This window comes from Azospirillum sp. B506, from assembly GCF_000333595.1.
Taxonomy (GTDB): Bacteria; Pseudomonadota; Alphaproteobacteria; order Azospirillales; family Azospirillaceae; genus Azospirillum.
Window position 1 is genome coordinate 1 of sequence record NZ_BADK01000831.1, and the last position, 307, is coordinate 307.

General features: G+C 72.0%; 1 protein-coding gene. It reads left to right on the forward strand.

Going from position 1 to position 307, the window contains the following annotated elements:
- Positions 1 to 98: 98 nt before the first annotated feature.
- Positions 99 to 307: AMP-binding protein (locus tag I71_RS25835; protein WP_042700664.1), on the forward strand; the 209-nt coding region annotated here is incomplete at its 3' end.

Genomic DNA, 307 nt, shown 5'->3' on the forward strand with positions numbered 1-307 from the left:
CGCCGATCCGGACGTGGCGACCTGGGTCGGTTCCGTCGGGGCCGGCAGCGGCCAGTCGGTGAACACCGGCCGCTTCTTCATCACCCTGAAGCCGCGCCGTGGCCCTCGGCGGCGCCACCGAGGCGGCGATCTGGTCCAACGCCGTCGAGGTGACGGAGGTTCCGGCGCATTGGCCTTCGATCCCCTACGGCCTGCCGCTGCCCAACCAGCAGTTCCGCGTCGTCGACGCCCAGGGCCGGGATTGCCCGGATCTGGTGCCCGGAGACTTGTGGATCGGCGGCGACGGGCTTGCCCGCGGCTACAAGGG